Origin of the sequence: Minwuia sp. IMCC3060, from assembly GCF_029909435.1 — a bacterium.
GTDB lineage: Bacteria > Pseudomonadota > Alphaproteobacteria > Minwuiales > Minwuiaceae > Minwuia.
In genome coordinates this window covers 416,371-435,575 of record NZ_CP123782.1, presented here as the reverse complement: position 1 = coordinate 435,575, position 19,205 = coordinate 416,371, and the positions used below count along the sequence as shown (strand labels likewise).

Annotated in this window: 18 protein-coding genes; 13 read left to right on the top strand and 5 right to left on the bottom strand. The window is 64.5% G+C overall.

Annotated features, from left to right (window positions below):
- The first annotated feature begins 6 nt into the window (after nucleotides 1-6).
- Nucleotides 7-1,107, top strand: coding sequence for an anhydro-N-acetylmuramic acid kinase (locus QGV54_RS01935; RefSeq protein ID WP_281018558.1), 1,101 nt, complete (start codon nucleotides 7-9; stop codon nucleotides 1,105-1,107).
- A gap of 15 nt (nucleotides 1,108-1,122) precedes the next feature.
- Here the strand turns inward: QGV54_RS01935 and QGV54_RS01930 are convergent, their stop codons facing one another.
- Nucleotides 1,123-1,776 (bottom strand): alpha/beta hydrolase, encoded by a 654-nt coding sequence (locus tag QGV54_RS01930; RefSeq protein WP_281018559.1) that lies wholly within the window; start codon nucleotides 1,774-1,776, stop codon nucleotides 1,123-1,125.
- Between the two features lie 229 nt (nucleotides 1,777-2,005).
- Here QGV54_RS01930 and epsC point away from each other — a divergent pair, with 229 nt between their 5' ends.
- The 4 genes from epsC to QGV54_RS01910 are packed head-to-tail and all read left to right on the top strand — an operon-like array spanning nucleotide 2,006 to nucleotide 5,400.
- Nucleotides 2,006-2,752: a serine O-acetyltransferase EpsC gene (gene epsC / locus QGV54_RS01925; protein ID WP_281018560.1), complete on the top strand. Its 747-nt coding sequence runs from the start codon at nucleotides 2,006-2,008 to the stop codon at nucleotides 2,750-2,752.
- Between the two features lie 31 nt (nucleotides 2,753-2,783).
- Nucleotides 2,784-3,905, top strand: coding sequence for a cysteine desulfurase family protein (locus QGV54_RS01920; RefSeq protein WP_281018561.1), 1,122 nt, complete (start codon nucleotides 2,784-2,786; stop codon nucleotides 3,903-3,905).
- Entirely contained in the window at nucleotides 3,902-5,056 is a 1,155-nt protein-coding gene (locus QGV54_RS01915) for a cysteine desulfurase family protein (RefSeq protein WP_281018562.1), read from the top strand. Before QGV54_RS01920 ends, QGV54_RS01915 begins: the two co-directional genes overlap by 4 nt.
- Complete coding sequence (locus QGV54_RS01910; RefSeq protein ID WP_281018563.1) at nucleotides 5,053-5,400, top strand: 2Fe-2S iron-sulfur cluster-binding protein; 348 nt, start codon at nucleotides 5,053-5,055, stop codon at nucleotides 5,398-5,400. Before QGV54_RS01915 ends, QGV54_RS01910 begins: the two co-directional genes overlap by 4 nt.
- Before the next feature lie 80 nt (nucleotides 5,401-5,480).
- On the opposite strand, the gene QGV54_RS01905 is transcribed toward QGV54_RS01910, so the two are convergent.
- Nucleotides 5,481-6,491 (bottom strand): fumarylacetoacetate hydrolase family protein, encoded by a 1,011-nt coding sequence (locus QGV54_RS01905; protein ID WP_281018564.1) that lies wholly within the window; start codon nucleotides 6,489-6,491, stop codon nucleotides 5,481-5,483.
- Nucleotides 6,488-7,564 (bottom strand): 4-hydroxyphenylpyruvate dioxygenase, encoded by a 1,077-nt coding sequence (hppD, locus tag QGV54_RS01900; RefSeq protein ID WP_281018565.1) that lies wholly within the window; start codon nucleotides 7,562-7,564, stop codon nucleotides 6,488-6,490. Before hppD ends, QGV54_RS01905 begins: the two co-directional genes overlap by 4 nt.
- A gap of 121 nt (nucleotides 7,565-7,685) precedes the next feature.
- On the opposite strand from hppD, the gene QGV54_RS01895 reads away from it, so the two are divergent.
- Nucleotides 7,686-8,120: a MarR family winged helix-turn-helix transcriptional regulator gene (locus tag QGV54_RS01895; protein WP_281018566.1), complete on the top strand. Its 435-nt coding sequence runs from the start codon at nucleotides 7,686-7,688 to the stop codon at nucleotides 8,118-8,120.
- Here QGV54_RS01895 and QGV54_RS01890 read toward each other — a convergent pair.
- Nucleotides 8,107-8,898, bottom strand: coding sequence for a methyltransferase domain-containing protein (locus QGV54_RS01890; RefSeq protein ID WP_281018567.1), 792 nt, complete (start codon nucleotides 8,896-8,898; stop codon nucleotides 8,107-8,109). The two genes, QGV54_RS01895 and QGV54_RS01890, sit on opposite strands and share 14 nt — an antisense overlap.
- 74 nt (nucleotides 8,899-8,972) lie before the next feature.
- Between QGV54_RS01890 and QGV54_RS01885 the strand changes: the two genes are divergently transcribed.
- The 5 genes from QGV54_RS01885 (at nucleotide 8,973) to QGV54_RS01865 (ending at nucleotide 16,819) form a co-directional block, all read left to right on the top strand.
- Nucleotides 8,973-9,764: an enoyl-CoA hydratase-related protein gene (locus QGV54_RS01885; protein ID WP_281018568.1), complete on the top strand. Its 792-nt coding sequence runs from the start codon at nucleotides 8,973-8,975 to the stop codon at nucleotides 9,762-9,764.
- Between the two features lie 6 nt (nucleotides 9,765-9,770).
- On the top strand, nucleotides 9,771-10,310 hold the full coding sequence (locus tag QGV54_RS01880; protein ID WP_281018569.1) for a carboxymuconolactone decarboxylase family protein: 540 nt from the start codon (nucleotides 9,771-9,773) through the stop codon (nucleotides 10,308-10,310).
- Nucleotides 10,311-10,713: 403 nt separating this feature from the next.
- Nucleotides 10,714-14,745, top strand: coding sequence for a calcium-binding protein (locus QGV54_RS01875; RefSeq protein ID WP_281020049.1), 4,032 nt, complete (start codon nucleotides 10,714-10,716; stop codon nucleotides 14,743-14,745).
- Nucleotides 14,746-14,944: 199 nt separating this feature from the next.
- Complete coding sequence (gene dapD / locus QGV54_RS01870) at nucleotides 14,945-15,787, top strand: 2,3,4,5-tetrahydropyridine-2,6-dicarboxylate N-succinyltransferase (RefSeq protein ID WP_281018571.1); 843 nt, start codon at nucleotides 14,945-14,947, stop codon at nucleotides 15,785-15,787.
- Nucleotides 15,788-16,819 (top strand): DUF2125 domain-containing protein, encoded by a 1,032-nt coding sequence (locus QGV54_RS01865; RefSeq protein WP_281018572.1) that lies wholly within the window; start codon nucleotides 15,788-15,790, stop codon nucleotides 16,817-16,819.
- A gap of 6 nt (nucleotides 16,820-16,825) precedes the next feature.
- Here QGV54_RS01865 and ppk2 read toward each other — a convergent pair whose 3' ends face one another.
- Nucleotides 16,826-17,824 carry a polyphosphate kinase 2 gene (gene ppk2, locus QGV54_RS01860; protein WP_281018573.1) on the bottom strand — a complete coding sequence of 333 codons (999 nt, stop codon included), beginning with the start codon at nucleotides 17,822-17,824 and terminating at the stop codon, nucleotides 16,826-16,828.
- A gap of 119 nt (nucleotides 17,825-17,943) precedes the next feature.
- Between ppk2 and QGV54_RS01855 the strand changes: the two genes are divergently transcribed.
- Both QGV54_RS01855 and QGV54_RS01850 read left to right on the top strand, forming a co-directional pair.
- Nucleotides 17,944-18,639 carry a VOC family protein gene (locus tag QGV54_RS01855; protein WP_281018574.1) on the top strand — a complete coding sequence of 232 codons (696 nt, stop codon included), beginning with the start codon at nucleotides 17,944-17,946 and terminating at the stop codon, nucleotides 18,637-18,639.
- A 106-nt stretch (nucleotides 18,640-18,745) separates the two neighbouring features.
- Nucleotides 18,746-19,204 carry a biotin/lipoyl-containing protein gene (locus tag QGV54_RS01850; protein ID WP_281018575.1) on the top strand — a complete coding sequence of 153 codons (459 nt, stop codon included), beginning with the start codon at nucleotides 18,746-18,748 and terminating at the stop codon, nucleotides 19,202-19,204.
- Nucleotide 19,205 lies beyond the last annotated feature (1 nt).

Below are 19,205 nucleotides of genomic sequence, written 5' to 3'. Positions count from 1 at the left end.
CCCCCCATGACCGGAAGCGATGCCCCCATGACCGTGCTTGGACTGATGAGCGGAACCTCCGTCGATGGTGTCGACGTGGCGCTGCTGACCAGCGATGGCGAAACCATTGCCGAACTCGGGCCCCGTTCCGGATACGGCTATCTGCCGGAGGAACAGGCGGCGATCCGCGCCGACTTCGGCCAGCCCGTCGCCTCCGATACGGCGGGAGCGGCCGTGACGGCGGCCCATGTCCGTGCCATCGACAGCTTTCTGGCGGAATTTTCGGACGCCCGTCCGCAACTGATCGGATTTCACGGTCAGACGACCTTCCACGATCCATCGCGACGGGTGACCGTGCAGATCGGTGACGCCCTGGCACTTGCCAATCGCTATGGCCTGCCGGTCGTCACCGAGTTCCGCAAGGCGGATGTGGCAGCGGGTGGGGAGGGTGCGCCCCTTGCACCGCTGTTCCATGCCGCCATGACCGCCGGTCTGCCCCGGCCTCTGGCCGTGCTGAACCTGGGCGGGGTCGGCAATGTCACCTGGATTGGCGAAGGGGCGGATGAAATCCTTGCCTTTGATACTGGCCCCGCCAATGCCCTGATCGATGACTGGATGGCGCGGCGTACCGGTACGGGCCGAGACACGGACGGCAAGGCAGCGGCGGCCGGTCAGGTGGATGCGGACTGGCTGCGCGGGCTGATGGACAATGCCTATTTCGACCGACCGCCGCCAAAGTCACTGGACCGGGAAGCGTTCCAGCCCGAAAGCTGGCCGGAAGGACTCTCGACCGAGGATGGGGCGGCGACACTCACGGCGTTCACGGCGCAATCGGTCGCGCGTGCCCTGCCGCACCTGCCGCAGCCGCCGCTGCGTTGGCTGGTCACTGGCGGCGGGCGCAACAATCCGACACTGATGCTACGTCTGGCGGAAGCTCTGGGCGTGCCCGTGGAACCCGTGGAGGCCATCGGCCATGACGGCGATGCGGTGGAGGCCCAGGCCTTCGCCTTCCTGGCCGTCAGGGCATGGCGGGACCTGCCGCTCAGCCTGCCCGGCACCACAGGTGTGCCACATCCCATGCCCGGCGGAGAAGTCGTATGGCCGGGTCAGAGATCAGCGGCGGAATGACCGTCTGCAAGTGACTCAGAGCCCCTCGATCGCGGCGCGGCGGCGATCGACGTAGCTGCCGACCAGTTGGTCGACCTCATCCATCTCCTGCTCATAGAAGTGATTGGCGCCATCGATCTTCTCATAGTCGATGATGATGCCCTTCTGCGTCTTCAGGCGATCCACCAGCTTCTGCACATCCGGTTCCGGCACCAGATCGTCTTCCGTGCCCTGCACGATGATGCCCGATGACGGACAGGGGGCAAGGAAAGTGAAATCGAACATGTTCGCGGGCGGGGAGACAGAAATGAAACCTTCCACTTCCGGGCGGCGCATCAGCAACTGCATGCCGATCCAGGCCCCGAAGGAATAGCCGGCGATCCAGCAGGCGCGCGCATCCGGTTTGATCTGCTGCATCCAGTCGAGGGCGGAGGCGGCATCGGAAAGTTCGCCAATGCCCTGGTCGTGTTCACCCTGACTGCGGCCGACACCCCGGAAATTGAACCGCAGCACCGCGAAGCCGCGCGCCTTGAAGAGCTGAAACATGTTGTAGACAAGGCGGTTGTTCATGTTGCCGCCGTAGAGCGGGTGCGGATGCAGGACCAGGGCAATCGGCGCCGTCTCGTCCTCGACATGATGGTAGCGACCTTCGAGGCGACCTTCCGGTCCATTGAAAATGACTTCGGGCATGGGGACTGAATGATCCTCAGACAGATTTGGGGGCATCGCCTGCAATGCTGTGGGCACAGCGCAGGAATCCGCGGGGCGGCGCCTGATATACGCCCATTGTCGCAGCGATTCCAGCTTTCCGGACACCGGTCCGTGAGCCAGTGGTGGTTTGACGAACAAAATGCGTAGAATATATAGCTGGTATCGGGTGCTGTTCCGCATCCGGAACAATGCACCGGGGAGTGACGCCATGTGGCAGTCTCTGCGATCTGACATCAAGGCCATCATGGCGCGGGATCCCGCCGCCAAGTCGATGCTCGAAGTCGCGCTCTGTTACCCCAGCTTTCATGCCGTGCTGATCTATCGTGCCGCGCACTGGCTGTGGCAGCGCAAACTGCATCTGGCCGGGCGGTGGCTTTCCCAGATCGGGCGGTTCCTGACGGGCATCGAGATTCATCCGGGCGCCACCATCGGCTCCGGCTTCTTCGTGGATCACGGCATGGGTGTCGTGATCGGGGAGACAGCGGAGATCGGGAACAATGTCACCCTGTACCATGACGTGACGCTGGGCGGCGTCGCGCCGTCCGTGAACTCCGCGGCGCAGGTTGGCCAGAAACGGCATCCGACGCTGGAGGATGACGTCATCGTCGGCTCCGGTGCGCAGGTGCTGGGTCCGATCATCGTCCGCAAGGGCGCACGCGTCGGTGCCAATGCCGTGGCCGTGAAGGAAGTGCCGCCGGGCGCGACCGTGGTCGGCATCCCCGCCGAAGTGGTGAACAAGTCCAAGCCGCGACTGGTGGAGAACCCCGAAGATCACATGCCGACTTTCGCCGCCTACGGCATGCCGACGGATGGCTCCACCAATCCCATGGCCCAGAAGCTGTCGGCGATGCTGGCGGAGATGGAGGCCCTGCGGGCACGGGTGGACGAACTGGAAGCGCAGCAGGCGAAGGATGCCGAGCCGCTGGTGCGCGTCATTTCCAGTGGTGAAGATTGACCGCACCGCGCGCCGGTGCTGATCTGGCACCATGCTGAAACAACGGCACTATCTGGATTTCAACGCGACCGCACCGCTGCGGCCAGAGGCCAGGGCGGCGATGCAGGCCGTCATGGACAGTTCAGGCAATCCGTCCAGCGTGCACGCGGAGGGCCGTGCCGCCCGCGCGCGTCTGGACAAGGCCCGCCGTCAGGTTGCGGCACTGGCTGGCTGTCGGGCCGCGGACGTCTGTTTCACCGGTGGCGGGACCGAGGCCAGCAACTGGGCGCTGTCGGCCTGGCCGGACCGGCGGGTTCTGGTCTCGGCGGTCGAGCACGACGCCAGCCTGCGCACCGCGGAACGGCTGAACGGCGACATTGTTCCCGTTGACGGGAACGGGCGTGTCGACCTGGACGCCCTGCGCACGCTGCTGGTTTCCAATGATGACGCACCGGCACTGGTCTCCGTCATGGCCGCCAACAATGAAACAGGTGTCGTGCAGCCGATTGCCGAGGTCGCCGCGATCTGTCGCGAGACCGGTGCGCTGCTGCATGTCGACGCCATTCAGGCCGCAGGCAAGATGATGCTGGCCGACCTCGTCGCCGTGGCGGACATGATCAGCCTGTCCGCGCACAAGATCGGTGGCCCCGCCGGGGTTGGCGCCCTGATCGTCCGTCCCTCCCTGCAGATCACGCCGATGATCGTCGGTGGGGGACAGGAAAGCTGGCGGCGGGCGGGTACGGAGAACCTGATCGGCATTGCCGGTTTCGGTGCGGCAGCCGAGGCGACGCTGGCCGGTCTCGAGGCCGGCATCGAACGGATGAAACAGATGCAGCAGGCCCTGGAAGCGGGACTGCGCGCGGCCTGCCCCCCGGTCGAGATCATGGCTGAAGGGGTGGCACGGCTGCCTAACACGACATGTGTGCGAATGCCCGGCGTCGCGGCAGAGACCCAGGTCATGGCGCTGGATCTGGCCGGGATCGCGGTCAGTGCCGGATCGGCCTGTAGTTCCGGCAAGGTCACACCGTCCCACGTGCTGACAGCCATGGGGCGGAGCAAGGAATCCGCGACCGAGGCGATCCGCATCTCGACCGGCTGGACGACAACGGCTGAGGATATCGACGCCCTGCTCTCTGCCTGGAGCGATCTCTGGAACAGGAAACGCGCCGCGTGAGTGACGCCATCTACCTGGATCATCATGCCACCACCCCCGTCGACCCCGATGTCCTGGCGGAGATGCTGCCGTGGTTCACGGAACGGCCGGGGAACCCGCATTCGCGCCACCATGAGCATGGCTGGGCGGCGGAGGCCGCGGTCGATCTGGCGCGGATGGAGATCTCGGAGCTGCTTGGCGGGTCACCCGATCAGGTGATCTTCACCAGCGGCGCGACGGAGGCGAACAACTGGGCCCTGACCGGCATCGCCGCCGGCCTGCCGCCCGAACACCGCCGCATCCTGACCACCAACGTGGAACATCCCTGTGTGCTGGAGACCGCGCGGCGGCTGGCGCAGGAGGGGTGGCCGGTCACCGTCATGGCGGTCGAGCCGGGTGGCGGCATCGATCCCGAGACGGTCGCCGCCGAACTGTCGGGCGGTGACGTGGGACTGGTCTCCGTCATGCTGGCCAACAACGAGATCGGCACCATCCAGCCGGTGGCGGACATTGCCCGCGCCGCACACGCGCATGGTGCCCTGATGCATTGCGACGCGGCACAGGCCCTGGGCCGCATCCGCATCGACATCGACCGGCTGGGTGTCGATCTTATGAGCATCACCGCACACAAGCTGCATGGACCGAAGGGCATCGGCGCGCTTGTCCTGTCGGAGGCCGCACGCACGGCCATCCGACCGATGATGGCAGGCGGCGGGCAGCAGGACGGGCTGCGGTCGGGCACGGTGCCGACACCGCTGGCGGTGGGCTTCGGGGCGGCCTGCCGGTTGGCGCAGGATCATCTGGCGGACGACATGACCGTGATCCGTGGTCTGCGCGACCGGCTCTGGCTCGGCCTGTCGGAGAGGGTGGACGGGCTGCACATCAACGGCGCGCAACTGATGCGCCTGCCCGGCAACCTGAACTTCCGCGTCGAGGGCGCCGACGCCGATGACATCATCCGCGCGGCACCGGAGGTGGCCATCTCGACCGGGTCGGCCTGTTCCTCCGTGTCTTCCGCCCCGTCACACGTGCTGCAGGCCATCGGCCTCAGCGAAACCGCTATCCGCAGTTCGTTGCGTATCGGCTTGGCACGAACCAACGATCAGGATCAGATAGACCGCACCATTGATATCCTCAGTGATGCCATCGGAAAGGCCAGGCAGAAAGCATGAACGACCAGAGAACTGTTCGGGTGACCTTCGTCAAGGCGGACGGAAAGCGTATCGAGGCGACAGGCAAGCCCGGCGAATCCCTGCTGGAGGTGGCCCATCGCTTCGATGTGCCGATCGAGGGGGCCTGCGAGGGCTGCATGGCCTGCTCGACCTGCCATGTCATCGTGCAGGACCCATGGTACGACCGCCTGCCAGAGCCACGGGAAGAGGAGGAGGACATGCTCGACCTCGCCTACGACCTGCAGGAAACCTCACGCCTCGGCTGTCAGGTCCTGCTGGCGGAGAAGCTCGACGGCATGGTGCTGCGCCTGCCGCGCGGCAGTCACAACGTGCTGCTGGGATAGCAACCGTGCCTGCTTCCCCCCTTTGCGGGGGAAGGGGCATTTCAGCGTTCGCGCTGCAAGCAAACAGCAGGCGTCCCGGCTCAGGCCTGCACGACCTTCTGGTCGATGGCCCCGAAGATCGACTGGCCTTCGCCGTCCTGCATCTCGATGCGGATCCGGTCGCCGAAACGCATGAAGGATGTGGCGGGCTTGCCATCCCTGATGGTCTCGATCATGCGAATCTCGGCGATGCAGGAATAGCCGAGGCCACCCTGCGCCACCGGGCGACCGGGGCTGCCATCCGGGTCCAGGTTGGAAACGGTGCCCGATCCGACGATGGTGCCGGCCGACAGCTTCCGGGTCTTCGCCGCGTGGGCGATCAGTTGCGGAAAACTGAAGGTCATGTCCTGGCCCGCCTCCGGCTTGCCGAACAGATCACCGTTCAGCGTGGAGAGCAGCGGCAGGTGGACTTTCGCACCATCCCAGGCATCCCCCAGTTCGTCAGGTGTCACCGCTACGGGGCTGAAGGCGCTGGACGGCTTGCCATGGAAGAAGCCGAAGCCCTTGGCCAGTTCACCGGGGATAAGCCCGCGCAGGGAAACGTCATTGACCAGCATCAGCAGGCGGATGTGCTCTCCGGCCTGCTCGGGCGTGGCGCCCATCGGCACGTCGCCGGTGATCACCGCAACCTCTGCCTCGAAATCAATGCCGAAATCCTCCGACGCCACCGGAATGTCCTCCCGGGGTCCGAGGTAGGTGTCGGAGCCACCCTGGTACATCAGCGGGTCGGTCCAGAAACTCTCCGGCAATTCCGCACCGCGGGCCTTGCGCACCAGTTCCACATGATTGACGTAGGCTGATCCGTCCGCCCACTGGTAGGCCCGCGGCAGGGGAGATGCGAGCTGCGCCGGGTCGAGGTCGAAGGCGTCGCGCGCGCCGCCGACGTTCAGCGAGTGATAGGTGGCGTCCAGCAGCGGCGCCGCGTGGTCCCAGTTGTCCAGCGCCGCCTGCATGGTGGGCGCGATCTCGGCCACGGGTGCGGCACGGGTCAGATCACGGCTGACAACGACCAGGCGACCGTCACGGCCTTCGTTCAGGGAGGCAAGTCTCACGAGGTCGCTCCATCCTTGATGTATCCGCGCTTTATCTGATCGAGTTCGATGGATTCGAACAAGGCCTTGAAGTTGCCCTCCCCGAAGCCCTCGTTGCCCTTGCGCTGGATGATCTCGAAGAAGATCGGGCCGATCACCGTCTGGGTGAAGATCTGCAGCAGCAGGCCACCGCCCTGCCCTTCGCCGCCATCGATCAGGATATTGTTGGCCTGCATCCGGGCCAGATCCTCGCCGTGGCCCGGTACGCGGCCCTCGACACCCTCATAGTAGGTGGCGGGAGTCTCCTGAAACGGCACGCCCAGCGACCGCATGTGCTCCACCGTCGCGTATATGTCGTCGGTGCCGAAGGCGATGTGCTGAATACCTTCGCCATGATATTCCTCGAGATATTCCTGGATCTGGGACTTGTCGTCGGAGCTTTCGTTGATCGGGATGCGGATCATGCCGCAGGGGCTGGTCATGGCCTTGGACTTCAGCCCCGTCACCTTGCCCTCGATATCGAAATAGCGGATCTCGCGGAAATTGAAGAGCCGCTCATAGAATTCCGACCATTCGTCCATGCGCCCGCGGTGCACATTGTGGGTCAGGTGATCCAGATATGTGAGGCCCGCACCCGCCGGTTTCACCTCGGCCCCCGCCACCGGTTCGAAATCCACATCGTAGATCGAACCCTTCGCGCCATAGCGGTCGACCAGATAGATCAGCGAGTCACCGATCCCCTTGATCGCCGGAATGTTCAGTTCCATCGGCCCGGCGTGGGTCTCGACGCCCCAGGCGCCCAGTTCAAGTGCCCGCCTGTAGGCAGCGGCGGCGTCCTTAACGCGGAAGGCGATGGCACAGGCACTGGGGCCATGCAGCGCCGCGAAGGAGCGGGGGAAACCGGACTTCTCGCCATTCACGACCAGGTTCACATCGCCCTGCCGGTACAGGGTGACATCCTTGGAACGGTGCCGTCCGACGGCAACGAAGCCCAGCATCTCGAACACCTTGCCCAGCTTCTCCGGCTCCGGCGCGGTGAATTCCACGAACTCGAAGCCATCCGTCTGCATCGGGTTTTCCCAGAGATCAGCCATGTCCGCTCTCCTCCACATGAATTGAACCGTTCGTTGCCTGACCGTTGCGCGCACGCAATTCCATCAGTCGATGCCGCGTCAGGGGTTGACGGGACAATAGTTTCATTTGAAACTAAATTCAATGCCTGATCCTGATGTCATCGACCTGCCGAACTTCCTGCCCTACCGCCTGGCCGTGGCCACGGACGCGGTCAGCGGCCGGCTTGCGCGCCGCTACAGGGAAGAATTCGATCTCAGCATCCCGGAGTGGCGGGTGATGGCCGTCCTCGGGCGGTTCCCCGACATTTCCGCCAACGAGGTCGCGGCCCGCAGTGCCATGGACAAGGTCCAGGTCTCCCGCGCCGTTGCACAGTTGCTCCGCAACGGACATCTGGACAGGCGTGCCGATGAAGAGGACCGACGCCGCACCATACTGTCGCTGTCAGCCAGCGGGCAGGAGATCTACCGCCGGATCGTGCCAATGGCCCGCGCCTACGAGCAGGACCTGTTCGCGCGTCTGTCAGCCCCGGAGGCTGAAATCCTCATGCGGGCACTGGCGCAGCTCAGTCAGCCGTGAAGGTGATGAACATGCGGCGGAACGGGAACACGGTCACACCGTCATCGCCCATCGGGTAGGCCTGTCGCAGCCGCGCGCGATAGAGTTCGGTGAAGGTCTGGAAGTCTGCGGAAGACAGGTTCTCCTGCACAGGCAGCAGGGCCGTGCCGCGTACCCATTCGAGTACCGGATCATCGCCGGTGAGGCTTTGCAGGTACTCCGTCTCCCAGACATCCACCTGGCCCGGCAGGGCGCGCAGCAGACTGTGGTAGAAGGAGGCCGGCTGCACGAAATCTCCCAGAAGCCGGCCCGCAAGCGCCGCCTGGAACTCCGGCCGCTCCGCAATCTCGCTGATCAGGCTGTGCGAGGGGGCGGCGAAATTGTTCGGCATCTGCACGGCCAGTATCCCGCCGGACGGCAGCGATCGGGCCAGCCGCGTGAACAGGTGGGCGTGATCCGGCACCCAGTGCAGCGAGGCATTGGCGAAGATCACGTCGGTGTCGCCCACCGGTTCCCAGTCGGCGATGTCGGCAAGCTGCCATGCGATCCCGGTGTCGATCGCCGAAGCCTTCTTCAGCATTGCCGGGGAATTGTCGACGCCGCAGACTTCAGCGCCGGGCCAGCGCGCGCTCAGCAGCCGGGTGGAATTGCCGGGCCCGCAGCCCAGGTCTACGGCGCGGCGCGGCCCGTCATGCATCACCCGGTTCAGCAGATCGACGGCGGGCCGGGTGCGCAGGTCGCCCATAGCGCCTTTCATGTACTGATCGGGATTCCACTGGTCGCTGCCGCCCTTGCCCATTGCCTTGCCCTCCGCCGATTGACCTTTGCCTGCAATGCGCCGGATACTCCACTTGTGACTGGGGAGGCACAATCATGAAATTCGAAGACTACAAGACCATCAGTTTCAAGCGGGACGGCAAGGTCCTGACCGTGACCCTGAACCGCCCGGACGTGCTGAATGCCGTCAACGGCGACCTGCATACGGAACTCAGTCATGTCTTCTATGACGTGGCAACCGACCCGGCGGACATCATCGTGCTGACCGGCGCGGGGCGGGCCTTCTGCGCCGGGGGTGACATCGACTGGATGCAGTCGGGCGTCGATGACCCTCTCGGCTTCGATACCGTGGTCTTCGAGGCCAAGAAGATCATCTTCGGCCTGCTGGACTGCGAGAAGCCCATCATCTGCCGCCTGAACGGCGATGCGGTCGGCCTGGGTGCCACCATCGCCCTGTTCTGCGACATCATCATTGCCAACGACAGTGCACGCATCGGCGACCCGCATGTCTCGGTCGGGCTGGTGGCGGGTGACGGCGGCGCGGTGATCTGGCCGCAGCTGATCGGCTATGCCCGCGCCAAGGAATATCTGATGACCGGCAAGCTGATGACCGCGGAGGACGCGGTGGCGATGGGCATGATCAACCACGCGGTCCCGGCCGGCGAACTGGACGAGGCCACGGATCGCATGGCGTCCCGCCTGGCCAATGGCGCAGCACAGGCGATCCGCTGGACCAAGGTCTCGGTCAATATCGGGCTGAAACAGCTCGCCCACAGCATCATGGATACCTCACTGGCCTATGAATCACTCTCGAACCGGTCGAAGGATCATCAGGAAGCGGTGAATGCGTTTCGCGAGAAGCGCCGCCCCGTGTTCACCGGGGAATAGAGGCAGATGGCACGCATACCCTATGTCGATCCGGCCACCGCGCCGGAGAAGGTCGCGGACCTGCTGCAGCAGCTTCCTGCCATGAATGTCTTTCGCATGCTGGCCCATGCCGCACCCGAGTTCAGGCGCTTCATTGCCTTCTCCGATGCCCTGCTGCGCAAGTCCGCGGTGGACAAGTGGTTGCTGGAACTGGCCATCCTGCGGGTCGGTCACCTGTCCGGCGCCCCCTACGAGATCCAGCAGCATGAACCGATGGCGGCAGCGGTTGGCGGCGCGGCGGAAAAGATCGCTGCCATCGCATCCTGGCCCGGAACCGACGTGTTCGACGAGATCGAGACCCTGGTCCTGCGCTACACCGATGATGTGGTCGCCAACGTGCGCGCCAGCGACGAGACCTTCGGGCCGCTGGCGGAGCGGATGGACCATCAGCAGATGGTGGAACTGACCATGGGCATCGGCTGCTACATGATGGTCAGCCGTCTGCTCAACACCTTCGACGTGGATCTGGAGGCTGCGGACGGTCCTGCGATCACGCTGGATCGCTGAGGGCATTTCGTCCGGCTGCGTGTGCGACCATGCTACCCAGAGTTGAAGACCGGCAATCCGCAAAATGCGAGAATCAGGTGTCCTGCATGCCGACACCCGGGGCCTCGCGTGCCTTGGGCACGTGCGACGCACACCCGGCAGGATTTCCTAAAATCCGTCTCAAATTTCCGTATCATTTTATATTTCTCTATTAAATCAAATACTTATACGATTTGTTCAGATTCTTGCGCTTCAATGATCGTGAACCGGGACAAGAGTCTCATGGCTTCGGGCTGCTGGTACGAAACTGGCAACCATCCCGTCATCAGGGTCTGGAAGGGGTTGCGCTGTCCGAAAGCGCGACATTCCGGAGGGGCAAGATGCGAAATTGTCCAGAAACGGGACAGACGTAGGAGAGTTCGGCATGTCACTACTCGCACAGATGATTGGCCTTGATGCCAGCCAGCGCATTGCTTTTGCGACCATTAATGGTGACGGGACCGACGAGAGCCTGCAGGGCACCAACGACGACGACCGGATCTTTGGCGGCGGCGGCGACGACAGCATCGGCGGCCTTGCCGGTGACGACACGCTGCGCGGCGACGAGGGCAACGACAACATCAACGGTGGTGGCGGCGACGATGTGCTGCGCGGCGGTGACGATGATGACCGGCTGTTCGGCGGCGGCGGCGATGACGTCATCCAGGGTGATGATGGCAACGACTCCATGTCCGGCGGCGCGGGCGACGATGACCTGCGCGGCAACAATGGCGACGACACGATCAAGGGCGACGCGGGCGATGACGACATCGCCGGTGGCGCGGGCCGTGACGAGGTCGACTATCGCGACACCGATGGCGATGTGACCGTCGATCTGGGCGCCAACGGCAACGACGATGGCACCGCCAGCAGCGACGACTTCGGTAACGACACGCTGGAATCCATCGAGATTGTGAAGACCGGCGGCGGCAACGACACGGTTGCCGGTGACGATGCCAACGAGGAACTGTTCGGCGGTGACGGCGACGACGTCCTGGTCGGCAATGACGGCGACGACCTGCTGGATGGCGGTGCAGGCAATGACGAGGCCTTTGGCGGCAATGGCCAGGACACGGTCCGTGGCGAGGACGGCGACGACTACGTCGAGGGCGGTACCGACGACGACGATCTGTTCGGTGGCCTCGGCGCGGACGAACTGCTGGGCCAGGACGGCAATGACACGCTGTCGGGTGACGAGGGCGACGACTACCTGGTCGGTGGCGACGGTGATGACACCATCAACGGCAACGACGGCAATGACGACATCGACGGCGGCAACGGCAACGACAACCTGCGCGGCAATGACGGTGACGACACCATCGAATCCGGTAACGGCGACGACAATGTGACCGCCGGGAACGGCAATGACTTTGCCAATGGCGGCAACGGCAACGACACCCTGCGCGGCAATGGCGGCCTGGACGACCTGGTCGGCGGGCTGGGCAATGACCTGCTGTTCGGCGGTGAGGATGGCGACATCCTGAACGGCGACGGCGGTGATGACTCCCTGTTCGGTGAGGACGGGGACGACGATCTGGACGGCGGCGACGGCAACGACTCGATCAATGGCGGCAACGGCAACGACATCGCCTTTGGCGGCCTGGGCGACGATATCCTGCAGTTGCTGTTCGGCGATGACTTTGCCGAGGGCGGTGCCGGTCAGGACATCCTCCGTGGTGGTGACGGCGACGACACGCTGAATGGTGATCAGGACGACGATACCGTTCGCGGCGATAACGGCGATGATGTCGTGGCCGGTAACGACGGCAACGACTCTGTTACCGGTGGTCAGGGCCAGGACGTTCTGACGGGTAACGCGGGCAACGACACCCTGTTCGGTGACGAAGGCAGCGACACCCTGGACGGTGGTCTGGGTGACGACGATGTGCGCGGCAACGACGGCGACGACGTGGCGACCGGTGACTGCGGTGAGGACACCATCGACGGCGGCGCGGGCAACGACCTGCTGTCGGGTGGCGAGAACAACGACACCGTTCTCGGCGGTGATGACAATGACACACTCTTCGGTGACGGCGGCGACGACGTGCTGCGCGGCGAGGCAGGTGATGACGTTGCCCACGGCGGCTATGGCAACGACATCCTGGCTGGTGCCGACGGCAACGACTCCCTGTTCGGTGATGAAGGTGCCGACGAACTGGACGGCGGCGTCGGCGATGACGCGCTCGACGGCGGCGAGGGCGATGACCTGATCGACGGCGGTGACGGCGACGACACCATGATCGGTGGCGATGGTGCCGACGAGATGATCGGCGGCGAAGGCAATGACGTGGCCGTTGGCGATGCCGGCGATGACACGATCTTCGCCAACAAGGGTGACGACACTGCCTACGGTGGTGACGGTCTGGATGCCATCTCCGGCGGTGAGGGCGACGACCTGATCAGCGGCGGCGACAACCGCACGTTCCTGGGTGACGACCTGCTCGGCGAATTCACCAGTGACGCAGACGACAGCAGCTCGGGCGGCGGATCGTACGGCGGCCATGGCGGTGGTTCGCACGGCGGCTGGGGCTGGGGCGGTGGCCACCATGGCTGGGGCGGCGGCTGGAACAGCTGGAAGGGCAGCAAGTACGGCAAGAGCAACAAGCACGACAGGCACGACAGGCACGACAGGCACGACAGGCACGACAGGCACGACAGGCACGACAGGCACGACAAGCACGACAAGCACGACAAGCATGACAAGCATGACAAGCATGACAAGCATGACAAGCATGACAAGCATCACAAGCATGATCGCCACGACGACAACGACAGCGAAGAGACGCTGTCCCAGACGGTCGAGGTCGATTGCACCGGCATTTTCCGGCTCGAGCTTGATCTGACCAGCGAGTCCTCGAACTGCTGGGGTCGGCGCGGCGACAACGGAAACATCGAGATTCGTGTCGGTGGTGAAGTCGTCGCGGTTGTCAGTGCCGCCAGTGCGGGCACACAGCATCTGAGCTTCGATGTTCTCATTCCGCTCGGCACGACCGAGATCGAGATCGTGGGCCAGAACATCAGTGAAGTGCTTCAGGATGCCTCGCTCAAGAAGGTCCACAAGGAAGAGCTGTTCGGCAACGAGGGTGATGACACGATCTATGGTGACGCTGGCGACGACTTCGTTGACGGCGGCGACCAGAACGACCACGTGGACGGTGGCGAGGGAGACGACCTGGTCTGTGGCGGCGACGGTGATGACACCATTGTCGGCGGTACCGGTCAGGACACGCTGCACGGCGGCGAGGGTTACGACATTGCCGACTATCACGGCGCGTCGGAAGCCGTTGCCCTGGCCCTTTCGGACGTCGATCACTACGGCATCGGCGGCCACTTCAAGGGTGCCGAGGAAGGTGGCCTGGCCGGTGAGGCCGAGGGCGACACCTTCATCGAGATCGAGGAGATCAACGGCTCCTGCTTCGACGACACCATCCAGGGCGCCGACGTCGCCATGACCTTCACGCTGAACGAAGGCGACGACATCTTCGACACCAACAACACGAGCTACGCAGAAGACACGGTTGACGGCGGACAGGGCAACGACACGATCTGGTCGGGCCGTGGCGATGACGTCATCAGCGGTGGCGAGGGCGACGACTACCTGTTCGGCGAGAAGGGCGATGACCTGATCACGGGCGGTGCCGGTGACGACGTCATGTATGGCGGTGACGGCAGCGACACCTTCGTCTACGAGGACGGCAACTTCGGCAACGATGTCATCAAGGACTTCGACGAATGCCGCGACGTGCTGGACTTCAGCAACTCCGGTCTGACCTTCTCCGACCTGACGATCTGCAATGACGGACGCGACCTGCTGATCACGCTCGATGCCGACAACTCGGTCCGGCTGAAGGGTGCCGCGGGCCTGCGCCTGACGGACGACATCCTGAAGATCGACGGGCTGGACGCCAACCTGATCACCGGAACAGGCGGTCGCGACTACCTGAACGGCAGCAACGATGACGACCGGATCCTGGCCGGCGGCGGCAACGACTTCGTGCGCGGCAACTATGGTGATGACACCATCGCGGGCGAAGGCGGCAACGACCGCCTCTATGGCGGCAGCGGCAACGACGTGATCGATGGTGGCGCAGGCTGTGACGTGCTTTCCGGCGGCTGGGGCAACGACACCCTGAACGGCGGCGCGCACAATGACTGGCTGACCGGCGGTTCCGGTGCCGACGTGTTCGTCTATGACGACACCGCCTTCGGCAACGACACGATCACCGACTTCTCCAGCTATCAGGGTGACCGCATCGACATGTCGAACCTGAACCTGTCGTTCGAAGACCTCAACATCTCCCGCTCCGGCTGGTGGGGCCGGGACACGGTGATCGAGGTCGAGGGTGGCGGATCCATCACGCTGAAGGATTTCCGGGCGGATTGCCTGGATGAGGACGACTTCATCGGTCTCGTCTGATCCTGCCGCGACAGATCATGCGACCGGGGCCGGTCGGGGAAACCCGACCGGCCCCGTTCCGTTTCATGGCGGTTTGCATGAAACGGCCGAAATCCCTTCCGGGCCGTCTTTTCCTTCCCGGCAGAACCGGCTAGGTTCCGCGCCAACTGCAACCGCTTGGCGGTCGCACCCTGAACATTTTCACACCGGAGGGGCAGACGTGAGCCTGGACGCACTGGAAAAGACCATCGAAGCCGCCTGGGAAAACCGGGACAGCATTGACACCACGACCACGGGGGAGGTTCCCGAAGCGGTCAACCAGGCCCTGGACGCGCTGGACTCCGGCGAGGCGCGTGTGGCGGAGAAGGTGAAGGGCACCTGGGTGGTGAACCAGTGGCTGAAGAAGGCGGTGCTGCTGAGCTTCCGCCTGAACGACATGACCCCGATCAGTGGCGGTCCCGGTGACATGACGAACTGGTTCGACAAGGTGCCGAGCAAGTTCGCCGGCTGGGGCGATGCGGAATTCCGCAAGGCCGCCTTCCGCGCCGTGCCGAACTGCATCGTGCGGCGCAGCGCGCACATCGCACCCGGTGTCGTGCTGATGCCCAGCTTCGTCAATCTGGGTGCCTATGTGGACAGTGGCACCATGGTCGATACCTGGGCCACGGTCGGGTCCTGTGCCCAGATCGGGAAGAACTGCCACATCTCCGGCGGTGCCGGTATCGGTGGCGTGCTGGAGCCGCTGCAGGCGGAGCCGGTGATCATTGAGGACAATGTCTTCATCGGTGCCCGCTCCGAAGTGGCCGAGGGCGTGCTGGTCGAAGAAGGCGCGGTGCTGTCCATGGGCGTCTACATCGGTGCCTCCACCAAGATCGTCGACCGGGAGACCGGCGAGGTGCATCGCGGTCGCGTGCCAGCCTATTCCGTTGTCGTGCCGGGCGCCTTGCCCGGGCCAGTGATCGACGGCAAGCCGACACCCAGCCTCTATTGCGCCGTGATCGTGAAGAAGGTCGATGCGGGAACCCGCGCCAAGACCTCCATCAACGAACTGCTGAGGACCTGAATGGGCGCCTTCCTCCGCCGCTGGATCGGGCCGCTCGTCCTGCTGCTCGTGCTCGGCGGGGGTGTTGGCTACTGGTTCTACTGGAACCATCTGGCGGAAGGGCTGCGGGCAGGTCTTGACCGCTGGGTTGCCGACCGCCGGGCGGAGGGCGTCGATGTGCGCCACGGCCCGGTGGAGGTTTCGGGCTTTCCCTATCGCCTGCTGCTGACCGTCGACACGCCGGCAATATCCCTCCCCCGGCAGCCCGCGGCCCCCTCCTGGTCGGCGGGCGCTCTGGATGTCTACTTCCAGCCCTGGAACCTGCGGCACGTGATCCTGCAGCCTCAGGGCGCGCAGCAACTGGGCTGGAACGCCCATGACGGTCGGAAGGCCGCGGTGATCCGCAGCGCCGACACCCGCATCTCCGTGCGGTTCAGCGATGCCGGCCACCTGGAGACCATCGCGACCGACGTCCACGAGATGGTGGCGGATGGCGACAGCCCTGTCCGCCAGGCCGGGCGATTGCAGTTCCATTACCGCGACAATGACGGACAGGCCCCTGAGCGGCCGAAGGACAGCACCAACCTGGCGCTGACCGGCGACGACATCGTGCTGACCGCTGGCCTGGTTCCCATCGGCGACACCTATCAGCAGGCCGCGCTTTCCGTCCTGCTGCGCCCGCTGCCCGCCGGGACGACGCCTGCGGCCCTGGATGCCTGGCGCGACGCGTCCGGCGTCATCGACGTCTCACGCATTGCCTTCCTGACGGACCGCCTGCGGGTCAGTGGCGACGGTACGGTCGCCCTGGACCTGAACCGCCGTCCCGAAGGGGCCATGACCTTTGTCGTGCATGGCGCGGACCAGTTCATCGATGCCCTGACCGCGCAGGGACGCATGTCGGAGATCGCACGTGTCGGCCTGCGCATGGCCGTGTCGGCGCTGGAGAAGACAGACAAGGAAGGCAACCGCACCGTCACCCTTCCCCTGACCATCCAGGACGGAATCGTCTCCCTGCTCGGGTTCAAGCTGTTCCCGGTGCCGCCGGCCTACTGATCAGGGTCAGTTGCGCGGGCCACCCGGCATGGCCCCGCCCTTGATGACATATTCGCCCGATCCGACGATCAGCGGGTCGGGATGCCCGACCACGTGGCGGTCCTTGGTGTCGTAGGGGACGGCATTGAGAAAGTGGCGCATGCAGTTCAGCCGTGCGCGCTTCTTGTCGTCGGACTTGATGATGTTCCAGGGCGCGTCCGCCGTGTCGGTGTGGAAGAACATGGCTTCCTTGGCTTCCGTGTATTCATCCCACTTGTCGATCGACAGCCGGTCGATGGGCGACAGCTTCCAGCGTTTCAGCGGCTCCCGCTCCCGCGCCTTGAAGCGGCGAAGCTGCTCCTCCCGCGTCACCGAGAACCAGTACTTGAACAGTCTGATGCCGGAACGGACCAGCATCCGCTCGAACTCGGGAGCCTGGCGCATGAACTCCAGATAGTCGCGCGGTTCGCAGAACCCCATTACCCGCTCCACCCCCGCCCGGTTGTACCAGGACCGGTCGAACATCACGATCTCCCCCGCAGAGGGCAGATGCTGCACATAGCGCTGGAAGTACCATTGCCCCTGTTCCCGCTCCGTGGGCTTGTCGAGGGCAACGACCCGTGCGCCGCGGGGGTTCAGATGCTCGGTGAACCGCTTGATGGTGCCGCCCTTGCCGGCCGCGTCCCGCCCCTCGAACAGGACCAGGACACGTTCGCCGGTGTTCTTCACCCACTCCTGCAGTTTCAGCAGCTCGACCTGCAGCTCGGCCTTGTGGCGTTCGTAGTCGGGTCGCTTGACCTTGCCGCGATAGGGATATTCACCGGTCTCGAACAACCGCCGGACCGTGGCCGGATCGTGCCGCATCTCGGCCACCCGGTGCGACCCGGTGTTCGAACGGACAAGCGCACCTGAACCTTTCGCCGGAGCAACGCCACTTTCTGCGCCGGTGCCGGACGCATCCTCCGCAACAGTATCCTCGTCATCCTGCATGACCGCCCCCTTCACCTGTTCCTGCTGGTGAACCATGGCCCAGCAGTCGGCAACAATGCTTGATGTGAATCAAATCCCGCTCGGCGGGTTCGGGCCGCATCTGACACCACTACCCGGTGATGCTACGCTGTCGCGGGTGATAGAGGAGAGGCATGATGAACAAGGTTGGCGGACTGCACCACATCGCGATCACCACCGCGGACATGAAGGGACAGATCGAGTTCTTCACCGACAAGCTGGGCATGGAACTGGTCGCGCTCTACTGGATGCATGGGGTCGAGAACACCTTCCATGGCTTCCTGCGCCTCAACGACGAGAGCTCGGTCGCCTTCGTCCACAATCCACAGATCGGTGAGATCCCCGTGGAACTGGGCCAGACCCACGCAGGCAATCCCGGCGCGAACTGCGCCAGGGGCACGATGCAGCACCTGGCGTTCAGGGTCGCGGATGTGGAGGAACTGCTCGCCATGCGCGACCGGCTGCGGTCGAAGGGTGTGCCGGTCATCGGGCCGAAGGATCACGGGTTCTGCATGTCGATCTATTTTGCCGGACCGGAGAACCTGTCGCTGGAGCTTTCATGCTCTGCCGAACCGATCAACGCGGAAGCCTGGATCGACCCTGAGGTCGTGGGCCTGTGCGGCATCAGTGACGCTGAACTGGCCCGCTACAAGCAGTCCTCCGACTATCGCAACGATGGTCCGCCGGTACCGCAGCCCGGCATCGACGCACCGGGGCCGCACATGACGAACTATCCGCCGAAGGTCTACGAGGCGATCCTGCGCACCTCGGACGAGAAGATGCTGGCCAACAGCGAGAACCAGCCACCCGTGCAGCTGGATGCCGCCGACTGACACCCGTCAGGCACGAGATTCCACGATGGCCGCCAGACAAATCTGACGGTTGTTGCGGACGGACCGCTCGCGCTACCCTCTTTCGGGGCAGGAGAGGGAGGCACGGATGACGTTTCGTCTGGATCTGGACGGCACGACGCACACCATTGATATCGTTGCGCGCAAGCCGGAGGCCGTACTTCGGGTGGATGACACCCGCACGGTCACCGGTACGGTTTCCGGAAACGCGCAGGTCGCGCGCGACGGCGACCTGGCCTGGGTACGGCTCAATGGCCGCACGTTTCGGGTCCGGGTGGAAGACCCGGTTGCCGCCGCACAGGAAAGTGCAGGTGGCTCGGACGAGTTGCGTGCGCCTATGCCGGGATCGGTGATCGAGGTGCTGAAGGCTGCCGGGGACTCTGTCTCGCGCGGCGACAAGATCATGGTGATCGAGAGCATGAAACTTCAGACCACCCTCGCCGCACCGCGCGATGGCGTGCTGGCGGAAGTGCTCTTCGCCGTGGGTGAGACATTCAACAAGGATGCCGCCGTCGCCCGTCTGGAACCGCTGGCGGAGGAGGGCTGAA